Annotated in this window: 2 protein-coding genes and 1 pseudogene; 2 read left to right on the top strand and 1 reads right to left on the bottom strand. The window is 65.0% G+C overall.

The genetic code is table 11. The annotated features are described in order from the left end of the window. Together O7A61_RS32110 and O7A61_RS32105 are read left to right on the top strand one after the other, a co-directional pair. Positions 1–675: pseudogene (locus tag O7A61_RS32110) on the top strand (hypothetical protein); the annotation flags it as partial. 140 nt (positions 676–815) lie between these two features. Beyond that, entirely contained in the window at positions 816–1,427 is a 612-nt protein-coding gene (locus tag O7A61_RS32105) for a nucleoside triphosphate hydrolase (protein ID WP_337133160.1), read from the top strand. Between the two features lie 80 nt (positions 1,428–1,507). Here O7A61_RS32105 and O7A61_RS32100 read toward each other — a convergent pair. Continuing rightward, a partial coding sequence (locus O7A61_RS32100; protein ID WP_337133159.1) for a hypothetical protein occupies positions 1,508–1,793 on the bottom strand: 286 nt, incomplete at its 5' end.

Here is a 1,793-nt window from a genome sequence, read left to right as displayed (position 1 = left end):
TCGGTCGCCCATCACCCGATGACGGCGATGAAAGGCGGCGGCAGGCTGGCTTTCTCGCCGAAGCGGTTTGCCGCCACGCCAGCCGATCCGCTGGAGCCGGACCCCGCGCGCGGCCGCTTCATGCTCGCGTATCCGGCGCGGTCGTCCGATCTCGACCATTTTCCTGCTGCCGGCGGCGGTACGCTCGATCTCACGGACTACCGCATGGAGGATCGGCGCGAGGATTTCCTCACCTTGGTCGAGGCCGACCATGGCGGCCCGGGCTGGACAGCACTTGCGCGCCATGCCGAGGACGATCTGGTGCTGGTGCTCAAGAACCCGGCCGAACTGCCGGTCACCATGCTGTGGTTCAGCAATGGCGGGCGCGACTACGCGCCGTGGAGCGGCCGCCATCTCGGCGTGCTCGGCATCGAGGATGGGCGCACCGCGATTGGCCACGCAGCCTCGCTCGGCGACAACTGGCTGAAGCGCGAGGGCGTGGCGACGGCATTCGCGCTCGGCGAGGACTGCGGCATCTCGTTCCGCCATGTCATCGGTGCGTTGGCGCTGTCGGGCGGCGAGCCCCCGCGGGAGATCACCGCGGCGGATGGCCGCCTGCGGTTGGCTGGCGCCGCGGCATCGGAGGTCCCGTTCGACAGCGATTTCCTGCGCATCGGCCAGCCAGCGGCGCGCTGAAGGGCAAAGTCGTAACGATCAATCGCATTCGCCAGCGCTGACTTCCACAATTGTTCGCTCTAAATCGTGCAAATCGCGATTTGAAATCTCCTGCGACTGCCGACAAGATGCGTCCAGAATCCTGCGGAAGGAGCCAAAAAATGTCCGAAATCGCCCACCTCGCCGCCACCATCTTCAAGCGCGCCGGCAAGGCGAAGCGCTTCATCGTCGCCATTGCCGGACCGCCGGGCGCCGGCAAGTCGACACTATCGGCAAGCCTGCACGACCTTTTGCCGGAAGGCGCGGTGGAAGTCGTGCCCATGGACGGCTTCCACTATGACGACATCGTGCTCAACGCGCGCGGCCTGCGCGCGCGAAAGGGCGCGCCCGAGACGTTCGACTTCGGTGGCTTCGAGACGCTTTTGAAGCGCATCCGCGCCGGCGAGGCCGAGATCGCCATTCCGGTTTTCGACCGCGGCATGGAATTGTCGCGCGCCGCCGCGGCGATCGTCGGTGCCGAGACCAAGTTCATCCTGGTCGAAGGCAATTACCTGCTGCTCGACGAGGAGCCGTGGTCGCGCCTGGCGCCGCTGTTCGATTTCTCGATCTTCGTGGATGTGCCGCGCAATGAGCTCGAACGCCGCCTGATGGAACGCTGGCACGAGCATGGCCGTTCCGAGGCGGATGCGCGCGCCTGGATCGCCTCCAACGACATGCCCAACATCGAACGTGTGCTGGCACGGCGCCGGGCGGCCGACCTGGTCATTGGTTAACCCGGGTTAATCTCGATTAACCCGTTTAATTTTCAGTATTTTTCGGCGGGAACCTTAAGACTTACAAGACGTTATCCCGATCAGGCAATCATGCCAGAAGAGGGATTCCGTCCGATGGCAACCAAGGCAAAAAAGCCCAGGGGCAAGTCAGTCCAACCGAAGGCGCCGCAATCTACGGCCGGGGCCGGCCCGCCGGTCGCCCAGCGCTCCAAGGATACAAAAGCCTTCGGCAAGGCGCCGCCGAAAAAAGTCGTACCAGGTAGCGCGTCCAAAGCGGCCGCCAAGCCCGCCCACGCGAACAAGTCCGTCCACGCGAAGAAGCCGGCCGCCAGCGGCGGCTCGAAGGTTCGCGCCGCAGCCAATGTC

Source organism: Mesorhizobium sp. Cs1321R2N1 (assembly GCF_037179725.1).
Taxonomy (GTDB): Bacteria; Pseudomonadota; Alphaproteobacteria; order Rhizobiales; family Rhizobiaceae; genus Mesorhizobium; species Mesorhizobium salmacidum.
The sequence above is the reverse complement of the archived record's forward strand: the minus strand, read 5'-3'. Positions and strand labels throughout refer to the sequence as shown.